We start from the raw sequence: 12,977 nt of genomic DNA on the forward strand, positions 1-12,977 counted from the left end.
CTCACCATTCAAACAATTGATAAAGAGTATGAATACATTGAAATTCATTTCCGTGATAACGGACCAGGTATTATTCCCGAACATCAAGACAAAATTTTTCATTCCTACTTTACCACTAAAGCTCAAGGGTCTGGTTTAGGACTTACTATTTGTAGAGATCTTATCGAGCTGCATGGCGGTAAACTTTACATTCCTGGTTTATTTTTACTTTACCAAAGCAGTAGAATTCATTGAATTGTTCGTTTAATCTACACCTACTTATTCACGTAGGGTTTCAAATATGATACATACATTTCCAAAAACGATTATTGTGACCATTTTATGCTCAGGAGCTTTTATCAAATCAGCATTTGCACATGCGCACCATGAAACAAGCTCGGTAGGAAGTCCAGCGAATGCAACAAAAACTACCAAAACGATTCAAGTGACTGCTTCCGATGACATGCGTTTTAACTTTTCACAAAAACTTAAATTTCATGATGGTGAAATTATAACCTTTAAAGTGACTAATATAGGAAAAGTACCTCATGAGTTTTCAGTTGGTGATGAAAAGGAACAAAAAGCACACCAAGAAATGATGCGGGCTATGCCTGGTATGGTCCATGAAGACGGTAATACAATTACAATTAATCCCGGTGAGACGAAAACGTTAACCTGGAAATTTAAATCAAATCCAAAACATGAGGTAGTATTTGCCTGTAATATCCCAGGCCATTTTGAGGCAGGTATGTATAAGAAAGTGAACGTTACAAACGCCTAAAATAAATCTCTAAGTCCTCAAAAATTTGGGGACTCGTTATTTCCATATTCGTATCTTTTTAAAATATACCTACTTCCCTCAATTTTATTAGGGAGAATCGCAATTGTTAACCAACACATCTAGAAATTAAAATTTCTAGTCCCTTGTCAAAGAATCGCTGTTTCAGAAAAATAATTCAATAAGGATATTTTATTTATGGGTCGTAAAGTAGCTATAGTTACGGGGGGAAACGGTGGTATTGGTTCTGCAATTTGCAGAGTGTGAACGCTTCGCTCAGAATATCCTGGAATGGTTTGGCCGCATTGATGTTCTTGTGAACAATGCTGGCATTACCTGTGACTCGAGTTTTAAAAAGATGTCTCCTGAACAATGGCAACAAACTATAGACACCAACTTGACGAGTGTATTTAAATGGTGGTCAATACATGTAACCACTATGCTGTCATATCTCTTAATGAAACTGGACTAATCTAGGAATGAAGTCTTTATGTATAATAAAAAATTAGAGACGTTGTATGAAAAAACAGAAGATCAAATCGATGGTATCGTATTGTATCTATTGAAAAAATATGCTGTAAAGAACGAACTTTTGCCAAGCTTTGATACTGAATTGCAGGAAGAGAATGAAATTTAAAATAGATCGATGAAATCGATAAAAATGTCTCATACTAATTTTTATAAACATCATTATGAAGGTAGATTGGGCCATTTGATTTGATGTATTCTCACCTTTTAATTTGTTTACTCCGTAACTTCTACGTCCCGCGGACAAGCCGCGGGACGTAGGGAATAAAAGATATTCAGTTTTAAAAGGTGAAAATCCCTCTGGTCATTTGCCCCACATTAGACACTCTGTCATTCCACAGGGACGACAAAGATATGAGAAAATAATCTAAACCATTACATTAATCGTTAAACCACTTCGCAGTTCCTCTTATTCTTTCTGATATGTTCCCTGTTCCCATATTAATAAATTTTCATTTTTGCAGTAGCAAAAGCAAAATGGTTCTTTGCTGAAAAGAATTAGCAAACATTCTTTTCAAAATGCTCCGCTGCCAAATTATGTTTTAATTTTACGCGCCACTCCAGTTTTAATGGCCGCCTCTTTAACTGCTTGAGCTACCCTTTTTACCACACTTGTATCAAATACGCTGGGAACAATGTAACTACAGCTTAAATACTGCTCCTCTATAGAGTTTGCTATCGCATATGCTGCTGCGAGCTTCATTTCTTCATTAATCTCAGTAGCCATACAATCAAGCGCGCCTCTAAAAATACCTGGAAAACAGAGTACATTATTAATTTGGTTTGGATAATCACTGCGTCCTGTTGCAACAATGGCAGCATATTTTTTTGCATCCTCAGGCATTATTTCAGGCATGGGATTAGCCATGGCAAAAACAATCGCATCTCGATTCATTTTTTTTATGTCTTTGGCATCAATCACACCAGGTTTTGAAACACCAATAAATACATCTGCTCCCTTAATCGCATCATGCACAGTACCTTTTTCAAGATTGGGATTTGTATGTTCCGCATACCACTGATGGACTGGATGTAAACCAGGTTTTCCGGCATAAAGCACCCCATCACAATCACATCCAATAATGTTTTTCACCCCTAAGTTTAATAACATTTTGGTACTTGCCGTCCCGGCAGCACCAATACCAACTACAACTACTTTAATCTCTTCCAATTTCTTCTTAACTAATTTGAGTGAGTTAATCATTGCCGCAGCCAGCACTACCGCCGTACCATGTTGATCATCATGAAATACCGGGATATCCAGTTCTTTCTTAAGTCGCTCCTCCACTTCAAAACAACGGGGTGCGGAAATATCTTCTAAATTAATCCCACCGAATACTGGGGCAATATGCTTTATGGTTGCAACAATTTCATCCACATTTTGAGTATTCAAGCAAATAGGAAATGCATCGACATGCGCAAATTCTTTAAACAGTAATGCCTTCCCCTCCATAACTGGAATGGCAGCGTAAGGTCCCATATCACCCAGACCTAACACTGCAGTCCCGTCAGAAACTACCGCGACTGTATTTTTTTTAATGGTTAGATTAAAAACATCTTCAGGTTTTTTATAAATCGAAGTGCAAATTCGCGCAACACCAGGGGTGTAGGCGATCGACAGATCATCTCGTGTCTTTAATGGAATACGACCTTTAATTTCAATTTTTCCACCTAGATGAGCGAGAAAGGTACGATCAGACACGTGAATTACTTCCAAATTAGGAATGGCGCGCAGCAGATCAACGATTAGTTCTGCATGTTTTGGGCCACATGTGTAAATGGTAATATCACGTATCTGAGCATCTGTTTCAACACGAACAATATCAATCGCGCCAATTTGCCCACCTTCTTTTTCGATAGCAGCCGCTAATTTTCCAAAAGTGCCAGGAACATTTTTTATGCGAATTCGCATGGTAATGCTATTTGAGGCAGAACACTTTTGATTTCTCATAGCAACTCCTTATCCCATGTCTTAAAATAAACTCCCAAGTTTTTCTTTAAGAATTTAAGTATAGTCGTTTCCGCTATTATCGATTCCATTTATAAACTCTGGATCCATGGGTTTTCCAGGAATTTTACGAGTTTCACTAGCCCATTCTCCTAAATCAATGAGTTTACATCGGTCTGAACAAAAAGGCTTAAAGGGGTTCTCCGGATACCAGGTATTTTGTTTCCCACACGTAGGGCAGATAATTTTTTGATGGTTACTCATAACAATCTTCGTTAATTGATGTAGTACGGAGTATGCGATATACAACCGATAATTTTCAACTCACCTTTTACATCTATAAGTATAGTACTTAGCAAAGTGTTTCATTGATATGAATAATTAAATTTTAGTAAAACAAAATCCCTTTTCGATCCGCCTCCCTCTCCAGCGTGAGAGATTTGAATAATATGATGACGTCCATCTAGGGAGAGGAAAGGTCATGAATAGTTATAAATGATTAAATAATTTCAACACGCTTATTTTTGCATCTGAAGTGCCTTATTTGTTAGCATACCGGCAATTTAATTAAAACTAAAAAAAATGCCTGATAAGAAATTTGACATTCTTTCGTACACCATTGATCAGGATCAAGTTACAGTTGCCAATCAATGGGCTGACACATTTATATACAATTCAAAAGATGACATTGCCGCAAACATGTCCCAGTTACTATTGGCTTGTTTGGCTTGCGGCGACTTCAAGACACGTACGTATCTGTCCCGGTCATCTGAATTACAAGCCCCCTCAGATCAATTAACCATCGCGGATTATTTATCCCATGCCAGCCGCATTGTTCTGGACTATCAAGAACTGACTGAGACGAATAGAAAAGAGCTATTAAATTATTTTCCCACTCCAGGGGTAAAAAATACTGTTTTTTCCCGCTCGGCCACTCATAATGTGAGTCGCAACATCAAAGGAACAGTTATCGAAGGCAAGGGGGTTTTGTTGGGTCTGGCGGGGCAATTACCCAGTCTAATCAAAACACCTCAAGATTTTGGTATTAACATCGCCATGGGTGGAATGGGAAAGACAAATTTTTATGGAAATAAAATATCAGACAATGGCTGCAGTGGACATTTGTATTTTCACCGCAATGATAGCGATAACTTACTCCTGTTTGGACTTGAACAAACAGCACCCCCAGCTTCCGCCTTAGAATTCCTATTAGGGGCAAAAAAATATCCTGAAGAGGTACAACAAAATCACGACCAATTTGGTCAAGGACATTCCTTAAAAGGAGCCTCTGATACGTACACTGCTGCAGGTTCTTTATATTTTAGTGACCCCGTTTATCAAGCAAAACTCCTATTGGAAAAAGGAGTTTTTCCACCGGATAAATACGGGGCAATGCAAGTCACAATTACCGACGAAAATTGGCCATACATCAAACAATTTCTAGGTAAACTGAAAGCAACTCTTGCTGAAGATGAAAGTCACAAAAAGAAGCTATTGGAACTTCTGTTAAGCAAACCCGCAACAGCAACTGCTGCTAAACGGGAGTACCTAAGTTATATTGCGCTTGATTTCGATAGTTATTTAAAACGTATTTATCAAATTTTCATTGTTCAGAGTCAATTGGACGTTGAAAAACAACTAACCCTCTTTAATTTACAATCTAAGTTATTAGCGACAATTAAACAGTTGCAACAAGGCCATATTGAGAGTTATGAGACCTTTAAAGATCAAATTACCGAAATTATTGAAACCAAAGATACGCAACCTGAGTACCAAAGGGCTATTCTTCGTATTCAAAATTTATTTGAATTGCAGCTTGAAATTGATCCAAAATTTAAGCAAACGCATGAGGAACTCTTATTAAAAAATCTATATGATGATTTACAAGAGGAAAGTAAAATTATCCTGGAAAGACTATTGGGATTTCAAAGGCATTTCCAAGAACTACCTAATGTAAATGAGCTGGAATCGCCACAACGCTTTCTCCAACAAATTGAGATGCACATTAAGGCACTACAAAATCCGTTTTCCACTATTTCAGAAGAGATTGATTTATCTTCAAGTTGGGTCATGTGTGAATCTCCTGCTTCCATCACCATGGATTCGATTGAGAAATTAAAACAAACCATAGAGGATGCCAAATCATTCACTCAACCCATCACCTTAACAAGCAAAGACGCACTGTCTTTTTCTGAACTCATATCAGTCTGGGAAGAAAAACTTTTGCCTTTTACTCAAATCAATCTTATTGATTATAGAGAATTCAACCTGAGCGATTTGGCTAAGCAATTTAATGAGTACGTCGATACTGTAGCGCAACAATCAGAACTATTTAACTTTTGGAATCATCAACCCCTCCAAACAACGAATCTCTTCGTTGACTTCTTCACCAAACAACCTGAGTATGAACTTGGGCATGATTTTGTTGTGCAATACCGCGAAAGTACGCTCCTTAAACGTTTATTTTACCTAGATCCCGCATGTCTTAATCCATTGGATTTTAAACCCTATAAAGAACTTAATGCAGAATATAAAAAACATCACCCTAATTCATACTGGTGTAAAGTCAACGAACTTCTTGCAGCAGGCCATGACATAATTCGCACACTCTGCGTTTTAAAAACACAACAAAATGCTAAATCTTCATGGGAGGATATGAGTCATACAGTAACTTTATTTCGAGGAGCTATAGAGCAATTCAAAAAAACGAATAAGGACTTGCAACATTTCCACAACACCGCTCAAAAATCTCCTGTAGAAGTTTTTGAAAGCCCTTTTTTCTATGCCCTCAACAATGAAGCACTGCAAAAAATGAATGGAGTGCAACTTGCTGCCGTATGCCTGGAAGAATTGAATGCGACAGCACCCAGTGTTTTGGTAAAACGTATCACGAACCATCAAGCATTGTGGCAACGGATGGATCAATCATTCCAAAGTGAAGAGTTTAAATTTAAAAAAAGCATAGATGTCGAGAAAAAAATTCTTAGCTTACGGCAAATTCGGTATTTCTGGGAGTTAGTCCAACAGTTTCAAGAACAGGAGGCTCTGGAAAATAAAAAGGACATTTTTGTGACACTGCAGAGTGCCCTGAAAGAATCCTCCTCTATCTTTGGAGCTGCTGAAGCCATTGAAAATGCTCAAAAAGAGATGGGGCAACTGCAAGAGTATGTACTACAACAGCAAAATTTAGCAACAGAGCAAGATAAAGCAATAGCACTGAGCTTACTCGAAGAAAAACATAATAATCTTCCAGAAAAACAACGAAAACACTATGAATCTCAATTGATTCAGGCAAAAAAAGATACTTATCAATTTTATCTTGAGAAAATCAATGCATCGCAAAACATTGAAGAGAGGAAAACACTATTTACTATATTAAACCAATTATTTGGAAAACTGCCTCCTGATGTACAAAAGCAATTTCAGATGGAACATAAAATCAAACAAATAGAAAATATTTTGTATGGATATTGTGACCGGCTAAAAAATGCAACCACAGTCACCGATAAGAAACGTATATTTGATGACCCAATATTGCGGCAAACAATCGAGGATTTTGAAAGTTTAACTAGTCCATTAATCTCTGAAAGTGCAAAAAAAATTCATAAACAATTAACTCAAGCCAAATTGATTTATGAAAAACTTCTTGATGCTCAGCTCATTGGGCAAGAGTACTTAGTGAAGCCTCTGGATACACTTATAAATCAGTTCGCACCAATACTTGATAACATCCAAACCTCTCTGCATAGTCAATTAATAGGAGCGGCGCTAAATGATAATACCTTGCATCAAGCAATTCTAAAAAAAGTGGGGAATAAAAAATTCACCTCAGTATTGATCCGGGATTTACTTACCCTAAAAGAGTTCCGAGAGAAAAAAATTGAACTCAGCAAAAAGAAAAAATATGGAAACGAATACGATCAATCAATTAATCAATTTTATGAAGAAGCATTGAACATACGCTTATCAGGCCTTCCAGTGCGAAATCAAGCGGATGGTTTAATGAAAGCGGCTACACATGAATTTAGTCCTCGTCACGACACACGTCGACTAATCGCGGATATTGCCATGATAGTTACCGCCTTTTTTGGTATCGGTTTTTTTGTAGGCTTAGGACGTTTAGCTGCAGGCAAGACTTTGTTTTTTAGTAGTGCAAAAACAGATAGAGAAGTGGAGTTTGGAAATCAATGGCTTTGTAAATACAAAAAATTACCACCTACAGAGGAAAGTGAGACTCAATTACTTACTGCTCCTGCTGCTTAAAAATTGAAATGCAGAACATGTTATACCTAGGCGCAACCTGCACACTCTATTTGTTTTCGAAGCACTTCTTAAATAAGTATAAAAATCAAACCATAAAAAAATTTCTGGATACATTGGAAAGAATTCTCGAAGTATTCTATTCTTAAAAAGTTTGAGTCATCGACTCAAGCTTCTTTTTTTAAATATTTTTATAAGGATATGAATAATGATGAATGCATGGAACAGTGTAATTTTTGTAAAAAGTAATAAATCTATGTCTGACATGAATGCAATGGCAAAATGGGATGGCGTAGAAAAAATGTGGTCTACATCAGGTGATTGGGACTGGTGCATTAAGTTGGATCAAAAATCATCAACTCCTGAAAAAGCTGAGGCTTTTGTTGCACGTATGCGCGATGGACACTGGGCAACAGATACCCAAACAAATTGGTGGAAAGAAGTTCCTGCAAAATAAAGAGTTAGCTCGGAGCTATATGCTCCGAGCCTTAATTATAAATTTTATCTAATCCCACTTCTGTATAATGCGAAAAATATTCCATTTTGTAAAAAATATAAACTTAAATACCTCGAAAACAAAATTTTTTATGAAAAGCACAAGAAACTAGTTAAAAATAAATTCCATTAATATGAAAAAAGTTTTAAATTTTATCTTTTAACATAAACTATCCACTATGAAATCAAAACTCTTATTTTTATTAGTATTTTTTGTCAATGCAGCATTCGCAGATCCATGGTTCACAGGACCCTTACTTGCGCCAGCTGGAAAAACGATACCAGCCGGCCATATTAATTTTGAACCTTATGCGTTTTATAGTGGCTATCCACATGGATTTAGAAACTTTGAAGTGACTCCCATTGTAAGTTTAGGAGTTCTTAGCTTTTTAGATTTACAAACTTCGTTGCCTTATGATTACAGCTGGGATAAAGGGGAACATGGAAATGGTATGGGCGATTTGAGCTTGGCTTTAGGAGTTCAAGTTTTGCGGGCAAAAGAAAATACCTGGCTTCCTGATCTTCGTGTGGTAGTCCAAGAAGTTTTTCCTACAGGACGCTTTGAACATTTAGATCCCAAAAAATTGGGCACTGATCAAACAGGTTTAGGTTCTTTCCAGACCTACCTTGGTTTTAACTTTCAAAAATTGGTGCAATTGCCTAATAAACATTATCTGCGCACCCGTTTAAGTTTAGTTGGTGCAAAGTTTAGTGACGTCACAGTACATGGAGTAAGCGTCTTTGGTGGCGCGCCTGATACCGTGGGCAGAGTAAAGCTTGATAACAGTTATTCAGCAGACTTAGCATTTGAATATACCCTAACGCAGAACTGGGTTCCTGTTTTCGAAGTATTATACGTACACAGCCCAGGAACTAACTTTGACGGTAATCCTGGATTCACCCCAGGCGGGACAGTTGCCGGTGTAGGAGGAAGGGCAAATGAACAAGTTTCACTGGCCCCAGCCCTCGAATATAATTTTAGTCCCAATCTGGGTCTTATTGGCGGTGTTTGGTTTTCTGTCACAGGACCACATGCAGCTGAATTCGTAACCGGAGCATTAGCGCTTAATTGCTATTTTTAGGCCCACATCGAGTATTATATCAATCAAACGAAGGTTGGGCCTTGGCCCAACATTTTTTTCATGATACCCTGGTTTTTGAAAAATATTTATCCATGATGTTGGGCCAAGGCCCAACTTACTCAATAGAGTATCAAGTAATGGATTAAAAATTTAGAAAAAGGCATAAAAGTATGTACTCATTTTTTAATTTTAAGACGTTCAATACGGCATTAAAATTAACAACACAAGACCAATTATTTATTTATGTATTTAATCATGCAAATGATGAAAGAAAACTTGAATTAATTAAAAACCAGAAAATTGAAGCGATTGCTCGAATAGCGCATCACCATCATGAGTTTGCAACATTTTGCAATCGTACAGAATTAAAGGATTATTGGGAAAAAATTTGGTGTGCCTATGGTGTGGCATTATCTCAACAAAAAAATGTGCCTTTAATTTTGTTTTTTTCTCATCTTCAATTAAATCAGTTTAATTTAGTACGAGGCGCCTATTTCTTTTATCTCTCTCAAGAAATAAGAAAGGAAATAAAACGCGATTTTGGATATTCTGAGATTGAATCGCTTAAGCTGGCGATTCGATACGGTTCTGTTCATGCGATTCAGCGTTATAATGAATACATTTACTCTCAACTCCAACATGCTCATGATAAAGAGTCCGAACCTCTTTACCAAGAGCTTATCTCCAATAGCAAACTCATGCTTCCCCATTATGGCAGTTACGGTTATATGGTTTTAGCCGAGGCATTGGCTCATTACTGCTTTTGGCTACTCAAAAATTCTGAAATGGAAAAAGCACAGGAGGCCTATACGCGTGCTTTAGAATCACTAGATTATGCACAGTTAATTTTAAAAGACAGCCAGTACAGCATACACAATGCGAGTATGGGCCTGGGCCTTAAATGCAGTAACTCTCAAGGATTTGAATTCCCCTCACAAGCAAAGGATTTTTTTATTAAATATTATGAGACAGCGCTTGAATCAACACCATCAGCCCATGTGATGCAGCCATAATTAGTCAAAAATAAAGCAAATAGTCTATATTATAATTATTAGCTTTGATTCTTATTTTATCGAAAATAAGAGAGGTTATTATTATGCCATCAATTTATCTCACCTATGCAATCACTTCCAGCAAAGAACTGGTTGTCGCTAGTTATCATAGTAAACTCCAGTCCAAAGCCAATGCTTTGCCCTTAATTAGAGGAAAAGAGCCAGGCTTCAAATTGACAGACTTAAAATATTTAGAAGGAGAGGCTATTGAATCTGCCGTAAAAGCCAAACTGCTTGAATTACTAGCCTCAATTCCAGGGGAATATGATAAAGTAACCTATAAAGGTGATTTAAATCTCTGTACTAGCGACAAAAAACCAGCTCCTTATTTATTTGATGGCACGCTTAATCGCTTTTATGCTGGAAAAGATGTTGATTTAATTTTAGAGTCAGCCAATGAAGAATATGTACGGGATGGTATAGCAATGGCAGATGAAATGCACTTGAAGGGGGCAGTAGTTCAAATCAAAACAGGGAGTGGAACGCTATCTCAAGTTTACCCTAAACCAGTAATACAAGACAGTAAAATGGATTTATCTGTTCCAAAACCAAAGCCAAGTGAACTTGCGCAACCCAGTGTTCCTGTTCGAGATCCCCATGTTTTAGCTGAAGCATTAGGAAAATTTGGAAGTTTTAGTCCTGCGAGTGAGTCCACTCCCACACCGAGTCAAGATAAAGATAAAGTAAAAACAGATACGGATACACCTGGCCTAACTGGTTAAGAAATGTTGAGCCCAAGGGCTCAACAACCATTGTTATTTTGTTACACCTGAATTTAACAAAGCCATAAACTCATAAGGGCTCATTTGGCGAGAGAAATAAAATCCTTGCCCATACTTGCAACCATAATGTTTGAGTTGTTCTCTAATTTCTCGACTCTCTACTCCATCGGCCAAAACCTCTAACTCAAAAGTTTTTGCCAGCTTAATAATGGCTTCTACAATTTTTGATTTCTTCTTGTCTTTAACCATGCCCAAAACAAGAGATTTTTCTATTTTTACTTCATTGATAGGAAAATTGACTAAATAAATAAAGGAAGCATAACCACTGCAGAAATCATGGATCGCAATTTTAACACCCAAGCTGCTTAATTGGTTTAATACTTCAATGGATTTTGCTTGATCCGATAAACAGGCTCGTTCATTGAATTCGAGTATTAGATACTCAGGAGGAACTTTATTCTCTTTAAGTAACTTCTTTATAAAGGCAGGTAATTTTTTATCACTAGCATCTTGGACAGATAAGTTAACCGATGCAAAAATTTTATGCCCACTTTGATGCCAAAGTGCTAATTGCTTTGTGACATGGGTTAGCATAAACAAAGTTAATTGCTGGATTAAACGCGATCCCTCAATAAGTGAAATAAACTTTTCCATACTGATTAATCCGTATTTCTCATGCACAAAGCTGACCATAGCCTCAGCACCAATGATTTTACCTGTTGTCAGCTCAACTGTGGGTTGAAAATAGATCTTCATCTCTTGATTTTCGATTGATTTTTTTAACCCATTCAGCACAATTCGGTTTGTAGTAAAATCCTCTTCCATATCTGAATGGTAAAGAGCGAAAGGCTTATCCTTCTTTCTGGCATGAAAAACTGCTGTTCGAGCATGATTGACTAATGAGACCTCATCATCCCCATCATGAGGATAAATCGCTACACCCGCAGTAGTAGTGATGTTTACATGAATGCTGTCCACGATAAAATCAAGAGTAGTTGCATCAATAATGGCATTCAACAGCTTGTCCCAATTAATATTTTTATTCAATCGTGGCAGCAACAACACAAATTCGTCTCCCTCTAGCCGAGCAACACTATTGATACCCATGGTAGCCTCGAGCATAAACGTGGAAAGTAACATGTCTTTTAATTTTTTTACGAACTGAATTAAGGCACTGTTGGCATTAAAATTACCAAAATTGTTGTGAATTGATTTAAAATCGTTCAACTTTAATAGAATAACTGCTAGCTCATTCGGTTTCTCAATCTTATGAATAGCTTGCGTAATTTGCTCACGAAACAGAAACGAATTAGGCAGCTGAGTAAAAAAATCATGTTCACTTTCATATTTTAGTTTTGATTCAAGATCGCCGCTTTTATAGAGAAGTTCCTGAGTTTTATCTGCAACAAATGTTTCTGCCGTATTGGCCAATCCATAACAAAACGACTGTCCCCAATAAGCGAAAATAAATGGGCTTAGGTCAAGTATCCAAATGGCAGGATTTGTAGTTTGGGCTCGAACAAAACCATTTATATTGATATATCCTGTTATTTGGTAAGACACAATAAATGAAGCAATTATGATGCTACAAATCGAAATAGCTAAGCCGATGTAAGCATACTTATTCACATAGTCTTTAAAAACAATTGAAGTTTTTGCCAGCTTGTAATTTATATCCATATGCGTTTGTTATTTATATCCATGTGTTAATTTTAGTACTTAATTTAGAGTTGTATTAATATAATTTGTACATTATGAAGAAATTCTCTCTCCCACCTGTGGGAGATGGGTATGGGTGAGGGTGCGTTAACCCTCATCCGTCCTAACGGACACCTTCTCCCCTTAGGGGAGAAGGGGAATTCTAGAGCTACCTTGAATTGAAAACTCAAAAAATTAATTGACACCATGAAGCCTAGTTTGATATGTTAATCAGATAATAGATAAAATTTAATCAATCTGTCATCAATATGAATCATCGCACTACGCACCAAAGCAATGCCTTCTCTGCAGTTTTAACTGCAAAAGTGTTGCTATGCCATGATTCTTTGTCTGCAGCAATCTCTTCAGCACATATTATTATTATTTTGCCCTCGTTACCCTAGAGCGGTCAGTTATTGCTTAGCCCGAACCTCT

General features: G+C 37.0%; 11 protein-coding genes and 1 pseudogene. 9 read left to right on the plus strand and 3 right to left on the minus strand.

Going from position 1 to position 12,977, the window contains the following annotated elements; genetic code table 11:
* The first annotated feature begins 42 nt into the window (after nucleotides 1-42).
* The 4 genes and pseudogenes from Lstg_RS17575 (at nucleotide 43) to Lstg_RS17905 (ending at nucleotide 1,394) form a co-directional block, all read left to right on the plus strand.
* Entirely contained in the window at nucleotides 43-234 is a 192-nt protein-coding gene (locus tag Lstg_RS17575; RefSeq protein ID WP_238585449.1) for an ATP-binding protein, read from the plus strand.
* 46 nt (nucleotides 235-280) lie between these two features.
* Nucleotides 281-760 (plus strand): cupredoxin domain-containing protein, encoded by a 480-nt coding sequence (locus tag Lstg_RS14485; RefSeq protein ID WP_058478387.1) that lies wholly within the window; start codon nucleotides 281-283, stop codon nucleotides 758-760.
* A gap of 241 nt (nucleotides 761-1,001) precedes the next feature.
* A pseudogene (locus Lstg_RS14490) lies at nucleotides 1,002-1,169 on the plus strand (SDR family NAD(P)-dependent oxidoreductase); the annotation flags it as partial.
* Nucleotides 1,170-1,247: 78 nt separating this feature from the next.
* The gene (locus Lstg_RS17905) at nucleotides 1,248-1,394 is read left to right on the plus strand and encodes a hypothetical protein (RefSeq protein ID WP_165481747.1); all 147 of its coding nucleotides are present in this window, start codon (nucleotides 1,248-1,250) and stop codon (nucleotides 1,392-1,394) included.
* A gap of 426 nt (nucleotides 1,395-1,820) precedes the next feature.
* On the opposite strand, the gene Lstg_RS14495 is transcribed toward Lstg_RS17905, so the two are convergent.
* Nucleotides 1,821-3,236 (minus strand): NAD-dependent malic enzyme, encoded by a 1,416-nt coding sequence (locus Lstg_RS14495; protein WP_058478389.1) that lies wholly within the window; start codon nucleotides 3,234-3,236, stop codon nucleotides 1,821-1,823.
* A gap of 54 nt (nucleotides 3,237-3,290) precedes the next feature.
* A complete protein-coding gene (locus Lstg_RS14500) occupies nucleotides 3,291-3,497 on the minus strand; it encodes a DNA gyrase inhibitor YacG (protein ID WP_058478390.1) in 207 nt (68 codons plus the stop codon).
* A 318-nt stretch (nucleotides 3,498-3,815) separates the two neighbouring features.
* On the opposite strand from Lstg_RS14500, the gene Lstg_RS14505 reads away from it, so the two are divergent.
* From Lstg_RS14505 to Lstg_RS14525, 5 genes are all read left to right on the plus strand, one after another.
* Nucleotides 3,816-7,496 (plus strand): LepB GTPase-activating domain-containing protein, encoded by a 3,681-nt coding sequence (locus Lstg_RS14505; protein WP_058478391.1) that lies wholly within the window; start codon nucleotides 3,816-3,818, stop codon nucleotides 7,494-7,496.
* 208 nt (nucleotides 7,497-7,704) lie between these two features.
* Nucleotides 7,705-7,950 (plus strand): hypothetical protein, encoded by a 246-nt coding sequence (locus Lstg_RS14510; RefSeq protein WP_058478429.1) that lies wholly within the window; start codon nucleotides 7,705-7,707, stop codon nucleotides 7,948-7,950.
* Nucleotides 7,951-8,167: 217 nt separating this feature from the next.
* The gene (locus Lstg_RS14515; RefSeq protein WP_058478392.1) at nucleotides 8,168-9,070 is read left to right on the plus strand and encodes a transporter; all 903 of its coding nucleotides are present in this window, start codon (nucleotides 8,168-8,170) and stop codon (nucleotides 9,068-9,070) included.
* Nucleotides 9,071-9,240: 170 nt separating this feature from the next.
* Complete coding sequence (locus Lstg_RS14520; RefSeq protein WP_058478393.1) at nucleotides 9,241-10,083, plus strand: DUF5630 domain-containing protein; 843 nt, start codon at nucleotides 9,241-9,243, stop codon at nucleotides 10,081-10,083.
* Nucleotides 10,084-10,166: 83 nt separating this feature from the next.
* Complete coding sequence (locus Lstg_RS14525; protein WP_058478394.1) at nucleotides 10,167-10,844, plus strand: hypothetical protein; 678 nt, start codon at nucleotides 10,167-10,169, stop codon at nucleotides 10,842-10,844.
* Nucleotides 10,845-10,877: 33 nt separating this feature from the next.
* Here the strand turns inward: Lstg_RS14525 and Lstg_RS14530 are convergent, their stop codons facing one another.
* The gene (locus tag Lstg_RS14530) at nucleotides 10,878-12,524 is read right to left on the minus strand and encodes a putative bifunctional diguanylate cyclase/phosphodiesterase (protein ID WP_058478395.1); all 1,647 of its coding nucleotides are present in this window, start codon (nucleotides 12,522-12,524) and stop codon (nucleotides 10,878-10,880) included.
* Between the last annotated feature and the right edge of the window lie 453 nt (nucleotides 12,525-12,977).

Origin of the sequence: Legionella steigerwaltii, assembly GCF_001468065.1 — a bacterium.
GTDB classification, from domain to species: domain Bacteria; phylum Pseudomonadota; class Gammaproteobacteria; order Legionellales; family Legionellaceae; genus Legionella; species Legionella steigerwaltii.